Origin of the sequence: Fructobacillus broussonetiae, assembly GCF_018437275.1 — a bacterium.
Classification (GTDB): domain Bacteria; phylum Bacillota; class Bacilli; order Lactobacillales; family Lactobacillaceae; genus Fructobacillus; species Fructobacillus broussonetiae.
In genome coordinates this window covers 76,170-91,938 of record NZ_JAAMFK010000003.1, presented here as the reverse complement: position 1 = coordinate 91,938, position 15,769 = coordinate 76,170, and the positions used below count along the sequence as shown (strand labels likewise).

15 protein-coding genes and 1 other RNA gene are annotated in these 15,769 nt (G+C 46.4%); 8 read left to right on the top strand and 8 right to left on the bottom strand.

What is annotated here, in order from left to right:
* Positions 1-54 precede the first annotated feature (54 nt).
* The 5 genes from fabZ to ssrA all read left to right on the top strand — a co-directional run bounded on the left by fabZ (position 55) and on the right by ssrA (position 4,010).
* On the top strand, positions 55-486 hold the full coding sequence (fabZ, locus tag G6R29_RS02970) for a 3-hydroxyacyl-ACP dehydratase FabZ (RefSeq protein ID WP_213808877.1): 432 nt from the start codon (positions 55-57) through the stop codon (positions 484-486).
* 1 nt (position 487) lies between these two features.
* Positions 488-1,870, top strand: a complete 1,383-nt coding sequence (locus G6R29_RS02965; protein ID WP_213808876.1) for an acetyl-CoA carboxylase biotin carboxylase subunit — start codon at positions 488-490, stop codon at positions 1,868-1,870.
* A gap of 60 nt (positions 1,871-1,930) precedes the next feature.
* Positions 1,931-2,770, top strand: coding sequence for an acetyl-CoA carboxylase, carboxyltransferase subunit beta (gene accD / locus G6R29_RS02960; protein ID WP_213808875.1), 840 nt, complete (start codon positions 1,931-1,933; stop codon positions 2,768-2,770).
* A 1-nt stretch (position 2,771) separates the two neighbouring features.
* On the top strand, positions 2,772-3,569 hold the full coding sequence (gene accA / locus G6R29_RS02955; RefSeq protein ID WP_213808874.1) for a carboxyltransferase subunit alpha: 798 nt from the start codon (positions 2,772-2,774) through the stop codon (positions 3,567-3,569).
* An 83-nt stretch (positions 3,570-3,652) separates the two neighbouring features.
* Positions 3,653-4,010: a transfer-messenger RNA gene (gene ssrA / locus G6R29_RS02950) on the top strand.
* A 36-nt stretch (positions 4,011-4,046) separates the two neighbouring features.
* Here the strand turns inward: ssrA and G6R29_RS02945 are convergent.
* A complete protein-coding gene (locus G6R29_RS02945) occupies positions 4,047-4,247 on the bottom strand; it encodes a hypothetical protein (protein WP_213808873.1) in 201 nt (66 codons plus the stop codon).
* Between the two features lie 114 nt (positions 4,248-4,361).
* On the opposite strand from G6R29_RS02945, the gene G6R29_RS02940 reads away from it, so the two are divergent.
* The gene (locus G6R29_RS02940; RefSeq protein ID WP_213808872.1) at positions 4,362-4,991 is read left to right on the top strand and encodes a hypothetical protein; all 630 of its coding nucleotides are present in this window, start codon (positions 4,362-4,364) and stop codon (positions 4,989-4,991) included.
* A 37-nt stretch (positions 4,992-5,028) separates the two neighbouring features.
* On the opposite strand, the gene G6R29_RS02935 is transcribed toward G6R29_RS02940, so the two are convergent.
* A complete protein-coding gene (locus G6R29_RS02935) occupies positions 5,029-5,634 on the bottom strand; it encodes a Pr6Pr family membrane protein (protein ID WP_213808871.1) in 606 nt (201 codons plus the stop codon).
* Positions 5,635-5,844: 210 nt separating this feature from the next.
* Between G6R29_RS02935 and G6R29_RS02930 the strand changes: the two genes are divergently transcribed.
* Positions 5,845-6,453 (top strand): NAD(P)H-dependent oxidoreductase, encoded by a 609-nt coding sequence (locus G6R29_RS02930; RefSeq protein ID WP_213808870.1) that lies wholly within the window; start codon positions 5,845-5,847, stop codon positions 6,451-6,453.
* An 87-nt stretch (positions 6,454-6,540) separates the two neighbouring features.
* On the opposite strand, the gene G6R29_RS02925 is transcribed toward G6R29_RS02930, so the two are convergent.
* The 3 genes from G6R29_RS02925 to G6R29_RS02915 all read right to left on the bottom strand — a co-directional run bounded on the left by G6R29_RS02925 (position 6,541) and on the right by G6R29_RS02915 (position 11,297).
* On the bottom strand, positions 6,541-7,536 hold the full coding sequence (locus G6R29_RS02925; RefSeq protein WP_213808869.1) for a glycosyltransferase family 2 protein: 996 nt from the start codon (positions 7,534-7,536) through the stop codon (positions 6,541-6,543).
* 21 nt (positions 7,537-7,557) lie between these two features.
* On the bottom strand, positions 7,558-9,747 hold the full coding sequence (locus tag G6R29_RS02920) for a glycosyltransferase family 39 protein (protein ID WP_213808868.1): 2,190 nt from the start codon (positions 9,745-9,747) through the stop codon (positions 7,558-7,560).
* A gap of 149 nt (positions 9,748-9,896) precedes the next feature.
* Entirely contained in the window at positions 9,897-11,297 is a 1,401-nt protein-coding gene (locus tag G6R29_RS02915; RefSeq protein ID WP_213808867.1) for an APC family permease, read from the bottom strand.
* 105 nt (positions 11,298-11,402) lie between these two features.
* Here G6R29_RS02915 and G6R29_RS02910 point away from each other — a divergent pair, with 105 nt between their 5' ends.
* Positions 11,403-12,272 carry a LysR family transcriptional regulator gene (locus tag G6R29_RS02910; RefSeq protein WP_213808866.1) on the top strand — a complete coding sequence of 290 codons (870 nt, stop codon included), beginning with the start codon at positions 11,403-11,405 and terminating at the stop codon, positions 12,270-12,272.
* Between the two features lie 121 nt (positions 12,273-12,393).
* On the opposite strand, the gene G6R29_RS02905 is transcribed toward G6R29_RS02910, so the two are convergent.
* The 3 genes from G6R29_RS02905 to G6R29_RS02895 all read right to left on the bottom strand — a co-directional run bounded on the left by G6R29_RS02905 (position 12,394) and on the right by G6R29_RS02895 (position 15,530).
* Complete coding sequence (locus G6R29_RS02905) at positions 12,394-13,227, bottom strand: SDR family NAD(P)-dependent oxidoreductase (protein ID WP_213808865.1); 834 nt, start codon at positions 13,225-13,227, stop codon at positions 12,394-12,396.
* A gap of 172 nt (positions 13,228-13,399) precedes the next feature.
* The gene (locus tag G6R29_RS02900; RefSeq protein WP_213808864.1) at positions 13,400-14,413 is read right to left on the bottom strand and encodes an NAD(P)-dependent oxidoreductase; all 1,014 of its coding nucleotides are present in this window, start codon (positions 14,411-14,413) and stop codon (positions 13,400-13,402) included.
* A gap of 43 nt (positions 14,414-14,456) precedes the next feature.
* Positions 14,457-15,530: an AEC family transporter gene (locus G6R29_RS02895; protein ID WP_213808863.1), complete on the bottom strand. Its 1,074-nt coding sequence runs from the start codon at positions 15,528-15,530 to the stop codon at positions 14,457-14,459.
* Positions 15,531-15,769 lie beyond the last annotated feature (239 nt).

Below are 15,769 nucleotides of genomic sequence, written 5' to 3'. Positions count from 1 at the left end.
AGTGGGTTGTCAAAGGCCTACTTTGCATACATAGGCATTAAAAGGAGAGAAAACATGTCTTTAATGAACGCCCAAGAAATTCAAGAAATTTTGCCACACCGTTACCCAATGTTGATGTTGGACACGGTTGAAGAATTAGTTCCTGGTGAAAAGTGTGTTGCTTTGAAGAACATCTCAATCAACGAGGAAATCTTCCAAGGACACTTCCCTGGAAACCCAACTTTCCCAGGTGCTTTGACTGTTGAAGCACTCGCCCAAGCCGGCGCCGTTGCCCTGCTTTCAATGCCAGAATTCAAGGGAAAGACCGCTTACTTCGGTGGAATCAAGAAGGCCCGTTACCGTAAGATGGTTCGCCCTGGTGACCAAGTGAAGCTTGAAGTGGTCTTGGACCGCTTGCGTGGCCCTGTTGGATCCGGTAAGGGAATCGCCTGGGTAAATGGTAAGAAGGCAACAACCGCAGAACTCACCTTTATTGTTGGAGACTAAAATGTTCAAAAAAGTATTGGTAGCAAACCGTGGTGAAGTCGCAGTGCGAATCATCCGGACGTTGAAGGAAATGGGCATCAAGACGGTGGCCATCTACTCAACAGCAGATAAGAATTCCCTCCACGTGCAGATTGCTGATGAAGCCATCTGTGTTGGAGGACCTAAGCCAGCTGATTCCTACATCAACATGAAGAATGTGATTTCAGCCGCCGTTTTGACTGGTTCTGAAGCCATTCATCCCGGTTATGGTTTCTTGTCAGAAAACGCCATGTTCGCCGAAATGGTCGGTGACGTCAACATCAAGTGGATCGGACCCCGTCCAGAAACCATTGACCTGATGGGAAACAAGGAACACGCTCGCGCTGAGATGCGCAAGGCTAACGTTCCGGTTATTCCTGGTTCAATCGGCGATATCCACAACGTTGATGAAGCCCGGGAAGTGGCCAATGAAATCGGATACCCGGTTTTGTTGAAGGCCGCTGCCGGTGGTGGTGGTAAGGGAATGCGATTCATCTTCAAGGATGAAGAGCTAGAAGAAAACTTTACAAACGCCCAGGCCGAAGCAAAGTTGAACTACGGTGACGAACACATGTACCTTGAAAAGGTGATGTTGGACTGCCGCCACATTGAAATGCAAGTGGTTCGTGACCACTTTGGAAACGTCGTATGTTTGCCAGAACGTAACTGTTCCTTGCAACGTCGTAACCAGAAGGTGATGGAAGAATCACCAGCCGCATCCATGACGCCAGCTTTGCGTGCTGACATGATGGAAGTTGTGACGAAGGCCGTTAACGCCATCGATTACGAAAACACAGGAACAATCGAATTCTTGCAGGACCAAGAAGGTAACTTCTACTTCATGGAAATGAACACACGAATTCAGGTTGAACACCCTGTTTCAGAAATGGTTACTGGTTTGGACCTTGTTCGTTTGCAGGTCTTGGTTGCCGCTGGTGAGGAATTGCCAGTTAAGCAAGAAGACGTGAAGATTAAGGGACACGCCGTTGAAATGCGTTTGACGGCCGAAAAGCCAGAAGCAAACTTCGCGCCATCTGCTGGTAAGATTGACTTCGTCTTCTTGCCCACCGGTGGACCTGGCGTTCGTATTGATTCAGCCCTTTACAACGGGGATATGATTCAACCATTCTACGATTCCATGATTGCCAAATTGATCGCCCACGACGATACTCGTGAAGAAGCCTTGGCAAAGTTGGAACGCGTTATTGAAGAAACGACCGTTGTCGGTGTTTCAACGTCAAAGGATTTCCAATTAGCTCTGTTGCAAGACGAAGGAATCAAAAACGACGTCTTCACGACGAAGTACTTGGAAAACAAGTTCTTGCCAAAGTGGGAAGCCTCACTTTCAGCAGACGAAGCGGAATAAGACGTTTCTTTTAAATCATTGGACCAACCAACGAAGGGAGAGGGCCTAGCCCAAAACAATATGGATTTGTTTTCTTCTAAGAAAAAGGATAATACCAAAATTAAAGTTACGGACGCCGTTCGTGACCGAATCCCCGACGGTCTCTTCTTAGCTTGCCCATACTGTGGTAAGCAAATTTACAACAAGGAATTGGGTGACTACCGTGTCTGCCCAAACTGTGATTACGGTTTCCGTTTGCAGGCCCGTGAACGCGTTGCCCTTTTTGCAACGGACTTTGTTGAATTCGATTCTGAATTGACCATCGATCAAACGGACTTCCCAGGCTACCAAGCAAAGCTTGACCGCGCCAAGAAGCAAACCGATATGAAAGAGTCTGTTTTGACTGGATCTGGTCGCATTGCCGGAGAACAAGTCGACCTTGGAATCATGGATTCTTACTTCATGATGGGATCACTTGGTTCAAAGACGGGTGAAAAGATTACTCGACTCTTCGAACACGCGACAGAAAACAAGTTGCCAGTCGTGCTTTTTACCGCTTCTGGTGGGGCACGGATGCAAGAAGGTATCAATTCCTTGATGCAAATGGCTAAGGTTTCAGCCGCGGTTGCCGCTCACCAAGAAGCTGGTTTGTTGTACTTGGTTGTTTTGACCGATCCAACAACCGGTGGTGTCACGGCTTCTTTTGCCATGCAGGGGGATGTCACTTTGGCAGAACCACACGCTTTGGTTGGCTTTGCCGGTGCCCGTGTCATTGAATCAACGATTCATGAAAAGTTGCCAAAGGACTTCCAGCGCGTTGAAACATTGCTTGAAAACGGATTCGTGGACAAGATTGTAAAGCGACAAGACATGGCAGAAATGATTGGAAAAATCGTTGCCATGCACCAACAGGAGGGTTAAGATGTTTCAGTTTGTAAAAACGATGTTTAAAAAAGACGTTAACCCGGCCGAAGTTGTTAAGAAGTCTCGTGAAGACCGCTTCATGGCCCGTGAATTAATCAATGGTATCTTTACTGATTTCATCGAATTTCACGGGGACCGTCTGTGTGCCGATGACAAATCAGTCATTGGTGGAATCGCCCGTTTGAAGGGACAACCGGTAACGGTTATTGCCATCGATAAGGGAACGGACATTAATGACAAATTGTCAAAGCGAAACGGTTCACCACAGCCCTGGGGATACCGTAAGGCTCAACGCTTGATGGAACAAGCTTCAAAGTTCAACCGCCCAATCATCACCTTTATTAACACGCCAGGAGCCTTTCCTGGTAAGGATGCGGAAGCAAATGGTCAGGGGGATGCCATTGCGCAATCCATCCTTGAATCCATGAAGCTGACGGTCCCAATGATTGCCATTATCTACGGTGAAGGTGGTTCTGGTGGTGCTTTGGCTCTGGCAACATCTGATCAAGTTTGGATGTTTGAAAACGCCACTTACTCAATCTTGTCACCGGAAGGTTTTGCTTCCATCTTGTGGAAGGATGCCAAGCGCGCCGACGAAGCTGCTGGTATCATGGGCATTACGCCTGCTGATCTCTTGGAAAAGAAGGTCATTGATCAGGTGATTCCTGAAAACCACCGTCATGAAAAGATTTTTGCTGGTATGCAAACAAAGTTGGATGAAGAAATCCGTGAGATGCAAGCTCTTGCACCAGACGAATTGGTCGCCAACCGTCGCGCGCGTTACCGAGCATTCTAAAATGGCATAAAAGGGCGTTTAAAGCCTAATTTATATCTGCTATAATTAGTGCTGAAGAGTCATTCTTCAGCACTTTTTGTTTTGGGCTTGTTTCCGGAATTCGACAGGCTATTACGAGCATTAGCTGCATTCCGCCGTCCGGGCGTTAAGCGGGCAGAAATTTAACTGCAAAAAACAATAACTCTTACGCTGTCGCTGCCTAAAAACCAGTGACTCGTGGGCATGCTTGCTAGGCTAACATGGTGAGTTTGCTTTTATAAATGGTTAGCTCGATTCAATGACGATGCCTGCGCGATTGGATTTAAATCGAATTAGGTCCCGGCCAAAGTCAAGTTCTGGACAATGGCTGCTTTGGTTGCGGTAACAATGATTGCCCTATGAATGTAGACGCTTATGTGGCGGATGGTTTGGACAGGGGTTCGACTCCCCTCAGGTCCATAAAAAAAGCACAACCAGTGGTTGTGCTTTTTTAATCTTCTATTTAAATAAATCGGTTACGCTAAATGAGGTCTTGTTGTACACCTTGTTGTACAGGGCCTTCTTCGGGTTCTTGTAAATCCCCGTCCCCTTTTTTCCATAGCCGGGAATAAGGGCAGACTTCAAGGCTCGATTGGCACGACCGGTCGTTTTGGCACTAAAAGATTTTTTCAATGATGGTGTTCGCATTCCAAATTTCATAAAATCCTCCAATCGATTTTATTGTAGACCTCTTCTATATTAGAATCAATTTAGGAGCTAGTATTTTAAAAGAGATAGTGTTAAACTCTACCCTTAAGAAACGAGGTAAGGAAAATGTTGCTATTATCGTTAATTGTTCTAATGATCTTATTTTTCTGGCTCTGCTTTGAATTCATCGCTTGGGCGCCAGTAATCATTTTAGTTTTGCTCGGCATTTTAATTCTGGCATTCCTTTTAACGCATATTTTCTGGATTCTGGGCTTCATCCTAATCTGCTGGGTATTTGCTCGAATCGGTCGTAAAAAGCGTGAGGAAAAGCTGAAGAAGGCCTTTGAAGACGAAGGACCACGTTCGGTTGACGAAGATGTCGATGATACGCAAGCAAGCGAAAAGAAGAAGCCTTTCAAGAAACTCTTCTTGGACCGTGTTTTGGCAGACTTCAAGGAGAACCAGGCGGTTAACCTGGGTGACGGACTCTGGGTGGATCAGGCACGTCAGCGCTTGCTCTTCATCTTAGATGAAAGCGAAAAAGACGCCTACCTCGAATCCGACTTTGACAGTATTAAGAGCTATAAAATTAAGCAGGACAGTGAGTACAGTCGCACCTTTGCCGTCCACCTCGAAAAGATGGACGAGTACGACTATGTTAATGTCACGCTCTCAAAGCAGGAGAATGATCTGCTCGGACAAAGCCCAGCAGCTTACATGACGGAGTTGCTCCAACGCTTTGGACAAGAAAAATAAACACAAAAAAGACGACTTCAAGGAGTCGTCTTTTTCTTTACTTCTTTCCAAGCTTCTTATCCAATCGGTAGAAACCGTAACCTAAAATGAGGAAGAAGAGTGTTAATACAATGACGTTTCGGAAGACCGTTGGCCAACCGTACATGTTAGAGTCGATGAAGTAGTAGGGGTAGTGCGTGTTGGTGAGCGGGTAGACAACCTTGAAAGTCGCGGCGATAACCGTGAAGGCGTAGTAGGTCAAAGGAATGGCTAACCAGAAGATGGGGGCCTTCTTGCTGAAGCGACCTTTTTCATCGAAGAAGACCCAGTCCAAGATGACCATGAGTGGAACGAAGAGGTGCACCATTAAAGCGCCAAAGTATTCTGTAAAGCCGTGTACGTTAAAGCTGTAGGGAGCCAAAATGCACCAGTAAATCAACATGGTGACGGTGATGGCTAGCGTGACCGCTCCTTTGAAGTTAGCCTTTTCACCCTTCTTAACAATTAGCAGGTAGGCGAAGTACAGCAGGCAAAGGAGGTTTGACAGCGTCGTGTAGTAGAGCAGAGACGATGCTTGAAACTGCGTGTTAACCATCAACCCGATGGTTCCAATGATAACCAAAAAGAGGCGGTATGCATTTTTGATCTTTAAATGTTGACTCATAATGCGAGACTTCCTTTGTGTTTTAGAATGATAACAAAAGTATACACAAAGATTAGAAAATTGTCTAAAAGGTTATTATGACAGTCTTTTTGAGAATCTGACTCTTGACATATTTGTAACAATACGCTATATTTAAATGGTTTGTTTGAGATGAGTTGCTTAAAGCTTCATTAACACAAGCAGCTCCTAAAAAAATTGAGGAGCCGTACAATGAACATTTTAATCATTCAAGGTCATCCAGACGATCAGTCATTTACGCATGCGAATGCCATGCATTCCTATGAACATTTAGTTGAAGAAGGCATGCAAGTTCAATTCATTGACTTGGCTATCGCCGATTTTGACCCCGTTTTGCGTTATGGACATCGTGTTCGGATGCCCGAAATGGATTACATCACCAAGCTGCAGCAAAAGATTGCATGGGCTGATAAGCTCTGCTTCTTCTTCCCCATTTGGTGGGGAGCAGAACCGTCTGTCCTGAAGGGAATGCTGGACCGTGTGTTGACGCCGGGCTTTGCCTACCGTCAACCCAACTTCCGAAACCTTGAAGGGTTATTGCAGGGACGGAGTGCTGACTTATTTTTGACGTCAGACCGTCCTGCTTACTTCCAACGTCGCTTTGGTTCCATCGTGACGCATTGGAGACGTGACATTTTAGGTCGCGTCGGCATCAAGTTACAAAAAACACGCATTTTAACCGGAATGTGTGAGATGAAGGACGATCGTAAAAAGCTCGCGTACATGGAAGAATGTGCTCAAGCGATTTACCGTAGCGCCATCAAAGATTCAAAAGAGGCCTTAGTCGAACTAAAGCCCTAATGGTTCAGAGCTTCTCGAATGAGAAGCTTTTTTTTGTGCCATGAAAGATAATAAAAAAACCACATTCCGTGGAATGTGGCAAAAGCACTATTGTGCTTGTTTCACTTGGAAACGCTGCGTGCTTTTTGTTTCGATGTGTTCTTCTTCGATGAAGAAGAGGGGACGCCTCTTGGTTTCTGTAAAGATTTTTCCGATGTAGGTCCCGATAATTCCAAAAGCCGTTAAGTTGAGACCGCCGAGCAACCAGATGGAAATCATGAGTGAGGACCAACCAGCCGTTGGATCACCAAAGGCTTTTTCGAGGAGCGTGTAGGTGATTTCAATTCCGGCAACGGAAGAAATGAGGATACCTAGGTAGAAGAGGAGTTGAAGTGGTTTTACCGAAAACGACGTGATGCCGTCGACCGCAAATGAAAGCATTTTTTTGAGTGGATACTTTGATTCACCAGCTTGGCGTTTGGACCGAACGTAGGAAACGGTATCCGACGGGAAACCGACGCGTGGCACCATTGCCCTCAAGAAGAGATTTCGTTCGGGCAACTTAAGGAGCGCTTCGACGGCTCTTTTTGACATCAAGCGGAAATCGGCGTGGTTTGGTATGAGCTCAACACCGAGCCATGAAGCAACACGGTAGAAAGCATTGGCTGAATTCTTTTTGAACCAAGAGTCACTTTCTCGGTTTGAGCGAACCGCATAGACAATGTCTTTTCCTTCCAGGTAGCACTCCACCATTTGACTAATAACATCCGGGTTGTCCTGCAGGTCAGCGTCTAAAGTAATCGTTAAATCCGATACCTTAATCGCCTCTTTTAGGCCAGCCATCAAGGCGTTTTGGTGTCCGAAATTCCTGGACAACTTAACCGTTCGAATGTCCTGGCTGGATTCATAGAGACGGGTCATGATTTCATAAGTGTCATCCTTTGATCCGTCGTCGACAATTAATATGAAAGAAGCAGCGTTTACTTTTTGTCTTTCAATTAAATCCATTTTGATTTGGCGGAGCTTTGTAACGGTTTTTAAGAGTGCTTCATCTTCATTGAAAGCAGGAAGAATTAGCGCTAAGACAGGTTTTTTAGAGTTCATAAAGTGCTCCTTTCATTGTTCTTAGTTTGCAAGAGACGAAAGGTCGTAGAGGGTTTGGTTGCCGCTTTGGCCACCAAATTCAGGCCCTTGTTGCTTGCTATTAGTCGATGTGTTGTTCTTTGTTGAGTAGCTCACCTTCGTTCCGTTTTCTTGAACCCAGGAGAGAATCTTAGCCACGTTACCCGTTGAAGACTTCGTATTTCCAACAACGAAGTAACGCAATTGACCACTTTTTACGAGTTTCTTAAATTGGGAAAGTGTCATCGTTGGATCCGTTCCGTTGTAACCACCGATGGCCATCACGGCCTTCTTTGATTTGATGATGTATCCGGAAGCGGAGTTGGAATCCGTTGTTGCAAAGAGGTACTTCGCAGATCCCTGGTTCTTTTTTGTGTAAGAAAGAAGGGCTGAGTCGACCTGACCGCCCATGTCAGAAGAACCCTTCTGACTGAGGAGGCTTGGACTAGCAGCGGGAATGGCTGCCGAGTTGTGTGAAAGGGTTGGTGTGAGTGCCCAGAATCCTGAAAGAATGGCGAGACTCGTCACCGTGGTCATGATGGCTGCTTGCTTACCAAAGCTTATTTTGAGGAAGAATAGCAAAGCCGATACGATACTCAATACCAACACGAGAATGGCAACGACCGGTGTTGTTGACCATGCGTAGTAAGCTTGAAGGGCGCCCGTACCAATGATGGTGAGGGCTAGAAGAACCTTGGCAACGATCTTTTCCTTATCAGAACCTTCCTTAACAACCTTAGCCGTTGCAGCGACTGAAATAGCAGTCAATGCAGCAATGGCTGGCGCTAACATGATGGTGTAGTAAGGGTGGAAGAAGGAAGCCACCGAGAAGAAGCCATAAACTGGTACGAACCAACCGGACCAGAGGATGACGTCCTTTTGCTTTTCTGAAAGCTGGTACCACTTGTTACCTTTCTTTCGGAAGGCCCAAAGACCCGTTCCCATACCTAGGAAGGCGAATGGTAAGAACCATCCAATTTGAGAACCAAGGTCTGACTGGAAGAGTCGGAACGGACCGGCACTTCCAATGGCAAAGGCGGAATTTCCGCCACCGGTTGGGCCATTCTTACCTCGACCACCCGGCTGTTTCATACTCTTCTTTTTTCCAGAGCCAGAAGGCGGTGTTGGTTGCCCGTTCTTTGAGCCAGAAGGTGGCGTTTGGTTATTCTTTCCTGATCCGGATGGCGGCGTTTGTGCGCCGTTTCCAGATGATTGCTTAGTCGAGTTTTTCGTTTTCGGCGTTGGTGCGCCGTTGTTATTTGTTGTGTTTTGGTTATTTGTCGTTACTTGCTTTGTGGCGTTCTTACTTTGGTTGCCTGGTTGGCCACCAGTTGGCGCTTGGTTTTGCTTCGTTTTTTGGTTATTCTTTCCCATGCCTCCGAAAGTACCACCAGTTCCAGAAGTTTGACCAAGTAAGCGCTCCGTTCCGTTATAACCGAAGGCTAATTCCAAGAGCGAGTTGCTCTGTGAAGAGCCGATGTAAGGTCGGTTATTTGATGAAACGGAATCAACCGCCACTGGGTAAGCCACCGTGAAGAGGGTTAAGGAAACGATGGCGGTTAGAAGACCAACCGTTTTCTTCTTGAACGTTTTCCGGCTCGCAATCCAGTAGTAGAAGAGCATTGCTGGCAGAACCATGAAGGCCTGCAGCATCTTAATGTTAAAAGCAATTCCAATAGTGGCAAACGCGAGAAAGACGAGCCACAAGCTTCTTTTTTTGACCGCTCGCGTTAACGTAAAAACCGCCAAGAGAAGGAAGAAGACCAAGATGGCATCCATGTTGTTGGTTCTTGAGTTTGCGACGACCGTCGGAGTGATGGTCATGACCAAGGCCGCCGTTCGGCCTGCCCATAGTCCAAAGCGTGGTTTGATAAGACGGTAGAGTAAGTAGACGGAACCAATTCCAGCTAGAACGGAAGGGAGGACGATTGACCAACCTTGGATACCGAAAATCTTAGCCGAAATGGCCATGAACCAGAGAGCGATGGGTGGCTTATCAACGGTGATGAATCCAGCAGGATCGAATGCTCCGTACCAGAAGTTATGCCATGACTGAGTCATCGAGGTGATGGCAGCGGTGTAATATGAGTTAGCAGAACCGGCATCCCAGATTCCCCAGCCGTACAAGAAGGCGGCGAGAAGGAGAATACTGGTTAGATACCAGTCAGGCTTTTTGAAAGATAATTTTTTCAAAAGATAAGCCTCCTTTATTTGATTGAGACTTATTGTAGATTGGTATGTCTATATTAAAATTAAATGAGAATCAAGTGAAGATTAAAATATAAAAAGCCGCCTCCGGACTGGTCCGGGGGCGACTTTTACAGGGGGAATATTTATTAAAATTACTTCTTTTGTTGAAGCTTTGAGTGGTGGACACCGTAGGTGAAGTAGAACAGCAAACCGATGGCCAACCAAATCGTAACTGAGATCTTTGTCACGGCTGGAAGCATGAAGATGAATCCAACGGAGCAAAGTCCAGCCACGATTGGGAGGAATGGGTACCAAGGCATCTTGAAGCCGTCGTTTTTGATATCCTTTCGACGGCGGAGCTTGATGACACCGAATGAGATGAAGGCGAAGGCAATCAACGTTCCGGCGTTAATCAGTGATGCCAGTTGTGAAAGAGGAACCATTCCAGCGAAGAAGGCCTGAACAATTGTTGCCACGATAATGGCCTTTTCTGGCACGTGGTACTTTTCTGAAACCGTACCCATTGCCTTTGGAAGAAGACCGTCACGTCCTAATGCGTAGACAAGTCGTGAACCACCGATAAACATTGTCATCATGGCTGTGAAGATACCAAAGAGGGCACCGACCGTGATGAGCTTGTTGAACATGTTCAAGTGGATAACTTGAAGCGCGAAGGCTGCTGGGTCATCAACACCAAGCTTTGAGTAGTGAACAATTCCAGTCAAAACAAATGAGAAGGCCACGTAAAGCACAACGGCGATGGCAACCGTTCCCAAGACACCACGGACAACCGTCTTACCTGGGTTGATTGTTTCAGCTGAGTTGGCTGCCAAGGCATCGAATCCGATGAAAGCGAAGAACACAGTTGCGGCGGCGGTTAAGATACCACCCATGCCGAACGGTGTACCGTGGAACTGTGATGGGTAGAACGGTACGTAGTTATCGGACTTAATGTAGAAGACACCAACAGCAATAAATAAGATGATGATGGCAACCTTGACCACAACGGCAAAGTTTTCAACCTTCGTTGAGAGGGCGGAACCCTTCATGATGATGGCGGCGATAACCAGGACGACGAGGACGGCCGTGATGTTCACGACACCTCCTTCCATCGGACCAGCTTGCAATGCCTTTGGTAAGTGAATACCAACTGCCGTTAACAAGTTGTCGTTGAAGTAGGCGGCAAATCCGGTTGCTTCGGCTGAGACGGCCAGGAAGTATTCCAGGATTAAGGCCCAACCCAAGATCCAACCGATAATTTCACCGAAGACAACGGATCCAAATGAGTAGGCCGAACCGGCAACGGGCATGGCTGATGAGAATTCAGCGTAGGCCATTCCAACCAAACCAGATACCAAGGCTGCTAACAAGAAGGCGATGGCCACGGCTGGTCCAGCGTGGGTTGCGGCTTCGTGACCTGGCAAGATGAAGATTCCAGTACCGATAACGGCACCGATACCCAAACCAATCAGGTCCTTTGTGCGGAGTGTTTTTTTCAGTTTTGAATCGGATTGCATAAATGATGCAACGGATTCTTTCTTAAATATATCCATAGGAGCTTCTCCAAACTTCTTTATTGATTACATTTATCATAAGTCCTATGATATGATAAGTAAAATTAATAAATACCATACATGCATAAGGAAAAGTGATATAAGATGAATCGTCTACTTGTCTTAGAAACCATCATACAGCTTAAGTCCTTTACGAAGGCGGCCGAAACCTTGGGGTACACGCAATCATCCGTTTCTCAGATGATGGCCGCCCTCGAAAAGGAGTTCGGCATTCAAATCTTGAAGCGCTCAAGAAACGGGGTCAGCCTAACGCCCGAAGGAGAAGAGCTCTACCCCTACATCGTTCAAGCCCTGCGCCAGTACCAAGCCTTAGAAGAACGAGCCGCTTCATTGAAGGGACTCGACAAGGGAACCGTTCGAATCGGAGCCATCACGTCGGTTTCTTGTTACTGGCTCCCACCACTTTTTAAAGCTTTCCAAGAGAAGTATCCAAACATTGAGTTTGTTCTCCAGCAGGGGGACTTCGGCATGATCTTGGACTGGTTGAAACGCGGTGAAATCGATTTCGGTTTGATGACCTCGGAGTACGGGGATGGCTTCAACAAAGTGGTCCTCCACGAAACCGAGATGAAAGTCTTCTTACCAAGTCATCACCCTCTTGCCGAGTTGGACGAAGTGCCCATCGAAAAGCTCCAAGACGATCCGTTCATCCTTGTTGAAGGAGGAGGCTACTCCGAGCCCTTAGCCGCCTTTGAGAAGGCAGGTGCCCACGCTGATGTGCGTTACCGCATTCAAGATGACTACACCATCATGGCCATGGTGGAAGCCGACCTTGGCATTGGCATTCTATCTGAGCTGGTGGATTCCCGTACCGATTTTGACGTGGTCGCCAAATCGGTGGTTCCAGCTGTGAAACGTCCGGTCGCCGTCGTTTACCGTGAGAAGGAAACGCTCCCCATTGCCAGTCAGTACTTCATCGATTTCTTGGTGAAGCACCAAAAGGAATTACAATAGAAGAAGGATTAAAAAAAGCACCCCAGGTTGGGGTGCTTTTTGTTTTGAAAGGGTGGGCTGTGATGCCCGCCCTTTATGGTGTTTTGAAGGCGACCCCGTGGGGCGCCGTTTTTCCAGTATCTTAGTCTTGGAAATCCGCTGATACCGCCTGGTCGTGCATCTTTTCGATTTCTGCCAAGTCAGCCTTCAACTTCGCTTCCGTTCCTTCCACTGACGCTTGACCCAGTGGCAAACGGAATGGCAATTCCTCGTCCTTTTCCACCGTCTTCACGATGATTTCTGCGGCCTTCTTTGGGTCACCTGGTTCGTCACCGTTACCCACCGCATCAATTCCTGCCTGCACGTCGCCGTACACTTCTGGGAGCTTCGTTGACGTCTTATTTGAAGAACGTCCTGCCCAGTCCGTTCGGAATCCTGACGGCTCAATCAACATCACCTTAATGTTGGTCTTTGAAAGTTCCTTTTGGAGCGCTTCATACATTCCTTCAACCGCAAACTTCGTTCCGGCGTAGTAGGAGAGGGAAGGCAACCCAACCTGTCCAAGCACCGATGACAAGCCCATGATAATTCCTGAGTCTTGCTTGCGCATAATTGGCAACACTTCCTTCGTCACGTTGATCAAACCAAAGACGTTCACGTCAAACATCTTCTTGATGTCAGCGTCCGTTCCTTCTTCGAACGTGGAGAAGTAGCCCAATCCAGCGTTGTTATCCAAAACGTCGATGGCACCGAACTTGTCTATCGCTGCTTCGACCGCCGTCTTGATTTCCTCTGGCTTTGTCACGTCCAATTGCGCCTTCAAAATTTGACCGTTGTCGAATTCGTCCAAGTATGACAGTGTTTCGGGGCGGCGGGCCGTTGCCACCACGTTCACGTCTCCTTGCTTTGCCAAACGGATGGCCAAATCCTTACCGAATCCAGATGATGTTCCCGTGATAAACCATGTCTTTGCCATGTGTCATCCTCCTTTTTTCTTGCATGTTCGTTTCTTGTAGAGCCATGGTAACGTACAAAAAGGGGTACTTTCAAACAAAATTTGCGTTATCTTTGGCCTTCTTTTTAGGAAGGGCGAAAGCCAAAATAAAAAAGCCGGACCCGGTTCGGGTCCGACTTTTAAAATGATGAACTTAAGCTTCTCGTGAAACCAAGAAGTTTTGTTCAAAGTTACCATCAATGGCGTTCTTGAAGTTTTGGTATGAGATTGAAATCATGTCATCCAAAGCGTTTTCCGTGTATGAACCAATGTGTGGCGTCAACACGATCTTAGGATAAAGGGCGTGGAACTGCGCCATGATTGAGGCAGAATCCTTTGCCGCTTCCGGTTGTACTTGACCGAAGTAGGCACGTTCGTTTGAGATAACGTCCGTTGCAAATCCCTTGATTTCGCCGTTCTTAACAGCTTCAATGATGGCTTCTTCGTCCGTGATTTCAGCACGGGCAGTGTTAACCAACACAGCTGATGACTTCATCATCTTGAGTTCCTTTTCAGCAAAGAACTGGTCGTTTGTACCCTTGAAGTAAGGCACGTGCAAAGAAACGATGTCTGATTCCTTGAGCAAGTCTTCCAAAGAAGCGTAAGTCAAGATATCTTCGATACCGTCCTTAGGGAATGGATCGTAACCGAGTACCTTTGAACCAACACCCTTCCAAAGCTTTGCTTCGGCCAAACCAATCTTACCCGTACCAACGATTCCAACCGTCAAGTTTTGGAATTCAGGAACGAATGACGCTGGGTTTGGACGGAAGTCACCTTCTTGTGAGTTCGCAACGGCCCCAGACAAGTTACGGTTTTGCATGATTCCCAAACCGAATGCCAAGTCAGCAACGGCGTATGGTGAGTATGCAGGCACGTAAGCAACGATTTGCCCGTTTGCCTTTGCCGCATCCAAATCAATGTGGTTGTAACCAACGGTACGAGTGAAGACATACTTGATGCCCCATTCAGCCATTTGGTCCAAGTTTTGCTTGTCTGCCACGTTGTTTGCACGGAGCAAGACACCATCAAAGCCCTTAACGAGTTCGATGTTTTCGTGGGTCAAGTTTTCAGCCTTGTAAGTAAGCTCGAAGCCTTCTTTGTTCAAAGCGTCAAAGTGTGAAATTTCGTTATCACGAGTTCCAAAAGAGATAATCTTAAAAGCCATTTTGGCCTCCTATGAAAGTTCTTAAATGAGAGAGTTTATTTGATTATTTGAAGAGTGGCATGTCACCCAAGAGTTGAACAATGATGATCCAAACTGGGATAGCAACCGTCGCGAAGATGGTTGAAATAAGTGACGTGTTTGATGCCATCAATGATTGGCGGTTGAAGGCCATTGCGTAGTTAACCGCAACGGTCGCAACTGGCGTTGCCATCATAATAACCATTGTTGCCAAAGCGATGTGGTCAACTGGCAAGATGCCCATTGATGACGTCACAACCAAGAGAACAATCATGATAACAGGAACGATGATGACCTTGTTAAATGAGTAGTACCAAGCCGTCTTGTTCTTCAATGCTTCACCGAATGACATTTGTGCCAAGTTTGCACCGATGGCCAACCAGGCAAGTGGTGAGGCCAATGAAGCCAAAATCTTAAACCATGAGTAGAGGTATGGCATCGTCGCGTCCAAACGGAAGAAGGCAACGTGTTGAATTGCCGTCTTTCCAGTTGTAGCGTTCGTTACGGATACAGCAACTTGTGGTGCGGCGTTTTGAACCAACCACAAGAAGAGTCCGAGGAAGGTTGCAATAACAATTGGGTTCAACAACATCTTCTTGATGTGTTCACCCTTCAATTGTTGACCTGACATCTTGATGTAAGCGTATGAGTACAAGAAGACACGGTAACCAATGTTAAAGATTGAGGCGTACATGACACCCTTAGCACCGTAAACGGCACCAACAATTGGCATTCCGAAGAAGGTCGTTGAACCAAATGACGTCAAGACACCCAAGACATCCTTTTCGTCCTTACCGTACTTGGCGTACAACCAAGGCATCGTAATGATCAAGATGATGTAAATCAACAATCCCCAGATCAAAACTGACATTCCTTGTTCCAAAGTCTTTTGGTTCAAGGGCGTCATGAATGAGTTGAAAGCCAAGAGTGGCAATGCAACTGTCATTGTGACAGCAGTCAACGTCTTAACGGCACCTTCCTTCAAACGGTCCGTCTTGCGCAACCAGTAACCCAACAAAATCGTACCGATTGTTGCAACAATGGCACCGATGATTGAGGCGTTGGTTACGACTTTTTGAATTGAATCTACAATATTCATAAAAGCCTCCAATAGCGTTCTTATTGTTATGAATTAGTCAAATATTAGACAAATAATTATAGCATTTTACTATATAAAAATCCACTTTTTGTATTACTATTCGGAATAAGTTAAAATTTTTAAAATAAGCAAGATAAATTAGGTTTACTTAAGCACAGATGGGGGACTTACAATCAAAAGAAACTGATAGTGGCAGAGTTTACTCATTGTGTTGAATTTCCTAATCCTGCATTATTTAA

Excerpts from the sequence above, each read along its gene's own strand:
- G6R29_RS02905 (WP_213808865.1), bottom strand. The coding sequence starts at position 13,227 with ATGGCAAAGACATGGTTTATCACGGGAACATCATCTGGATTCGGTAAG.
- G6R29_RS02915 (WP_213808867.1), bottom strand. The coding sequence starts at position 11,297 with ATGGATATATTTAAGAAAGAATCCGTTGCATCATTTATGCAATCCGAT.
- accA (WP_213808874.1), top strand. The coding sequence starts at position 2,772 with ATGTTTCAGTTTGTAAAAACGATGTTTAAAAAAGACGTTAACCCGGCC.
- G6R29_RS02900 (WP_213808864.1), bottom strand. The coding sequence starts at position 14,413 with ATGGCTTTTAAGATTATCTCTTTTGGAACTCGTGATAACGAAATTTCA.
- G6R29_RS02945 (WP_213808873.1), bottom strand. The coding sequence starts at position 4,247 with ATGAAATTTGGAATGCGAACACCATCATTGAAAAAATCTTTTAGTGCC.
- G6R29_RS02930 (WP_213808870.1), top strand. The coding sequence starts at position 5,845 with ATGAACATTTTAATCATTCAAGGTCATCCAGACGATCAGTCATTTACG.
- G6R29_RS02910 (WP_213808866.1), top strand. The coding sequence starts at position 11,403 with ATGAATCGTCTACTTGTCTTAGAAACCATCATACAGCTTAAGTCCTTT.
- fabZ (WP_213808877.1), top strand. The coding sequence starts at position 55 with ATGTCTTTAATGAACGCCCAAGAAATTCAAGAAATTTTGCCACACCGT.
- G6R29_RS02940 (WP_213808872.1), top strand. The coding sequence starts at position 4,362 with ATGTTGCTATTATCGTTAATTGTTCTAATGATCTTATTTTTCTGGCTC.
- G6R29_RS02935 (WP_213808871.1), bottom strand. The coding sequence starts at position 5,634 with ATGAGTCAACATTTAAAGATCAAAAATGCATACCGCCTCTTTTTGGTT.
- accD (WP_213808875.1), top strand. The coding sequence starts at position 1,931 with ATGGATTTGTTTTCTTCTAAGAAAAAGGATAATACCAAAATTAAAGTT.
- G6R29_RS02895 (WP_213808863.1), bottom strand. The coding sequence starts at position 15,530 with ATGAATATTGTAGATTCAATTCAAAAAGTCGTAACCAACGCCTCAATC.
- G6R29_RS02965 (WP_213808876.1), top strand. The coding sequence starts at position 488 with ATGTTCAAAAAAGTATTGGTAGCAAACCGTGGTGAAGTCGCAGTGCGA.
- G6R29_RS02925 (WP_213808869.1), bottom strand. The coding sequence starts at position 7,536 with ATGAACTCTAAAAAACCTGTCTTAGCGCTAATTCTTCCTGCTTTCAAT.